The 1,241-nt window shown below is 70.3% G+C and carries 1 protein-coding gene and 1 pseudogene; both read right to left on the minus strand.

Annotated features, from left to right (window positions below; genetic code table 11):
- Window positions 1–154: 154 nt before the first annotated feature.
- A pseudogene (locus KME75_RS41685) lies at window positions 155–1,046 on the minus strand (IS982 family transposase).
- 68 nt (window positions 1,047–1,114) lie between these two features.
- A partial coding sequence (locus tag KME75_RS41690; protein WP_219420228.1) for an SDR family oxidoreductase occupies window positions 1,115–1,241 on the minus strand: 127 nt, incomplete at its 5' end.

Below are 1,241 nucleotides of genomic sequence, written 5' to 3' on the forward strand. Positions count from 1 at the left end.
GCCGTTCGAACGTAGATCGAACGTGTGTCCATGAGTTTCACCGGCTTCGGACGACCGGCACGCCGCTGAGCTGCGGTTACGCCGTTGTGCGTGTCCAGAGCCGGCCATCAGCTGCGGAACCCGGGCTAGATGATCGATTCCGTGAAGCTGGTGTTCAGTGGTCGTAGGCGATGAGGCTGCGCTTGTCCGGGGCGCCGGTTGTCCAGTTGTGCCAGACGGCGGCGGCGAGGGCGAGCAGGCGCTGGGCGACGCGGGTGGTCACTCCCTGGCTGGTACGCCCGCCGTGTCGTTCGAGGCCGAGTTGGCCCTTGAGGGTGTCGAAGACCGACTCGATCCACTGCCGGACGCCGCCGAGGTTGCCGTGGCGGGCGGGTTCGTCGCGTCGGTCCGGGCGCAGCATGCCAGATCCCGAGGCGGGCGATCTGTGTTTCGGTCTCGCGGCCGGCCAGGCCCTTGTCGGCCAGCACCGTCGCCCCCGGGGCGAGCCGGCCGGTCTCCGCGGCGATGGTCAGCAGGTCCAGGCACACGTCGCGTTCGCCGAGCTTGGGGTCGGCCAGACACCACGCGATCGGCATCCCGTCCGGGGCGGCGAGCAGGTAGAGCTTCAGGCCCCAGTAGAACCGGGAGTGCGCGGCGCAGTAGCCGTAGCCGGCCCAGCCGGCCAGGTCCGAGCGCTTCACGGTCTCGCGGGAGGTCCCGCACGGCAGCGGGGTGGCGTCGACCAGGCGCAGCTGATCGCACCACGACGGGCTGGTCCGGGCCAGGTGCGTGATCGCCGCGGCCAGCAGCGGCGCGGCCGCCTTGAGCCGCTTGTGGTAGCCGGGCTGCTTGGGCAGGTAGCGGAACAGGTGCCCGAGCCGGCAGTAGGCGAAGCGCATCCAGCGGTGCTCGCCATCGATGCCGAGCAGTACCTGGGCCACCGCCAGGCACACCAGCTCGGCGTCGGTCAGCCGGGGCCGGCGGCCGCGCCCCTCGCGCGGGGGAACGACGTGATCGTCGATCTCGACATAGAGTGCGGTCAGGAGGGCGTCCAGTTCGTTCGTCACAGTCGATCATGGACGCCCTCCTCCCATGCTCCGGGCGATCGACACGCCGTGTCCAAGGAATCGATCATCTAGGCGCCCTGGCCGGACATCTGCATCAGCCCGCCGTCCATGACGTAGGTTGCGCCGGTGACGTAGTCGGCCTCGCTGGAGGCGAGGAACACCGCGAGCCGGGCGATCTCCTCGGGTTGGGCGGCG

Origin of the sequence: Pseudonocardia nigra (assembly GCF_019396355.1) — a bacterium.
Taxonomy (GTDB): Bacteria; Actinomycetota; Actinomycetes; order Mycobacteriales; family Pseudonocardiaceae; genus Pseudonocardia; species Pseudonocardia nigra.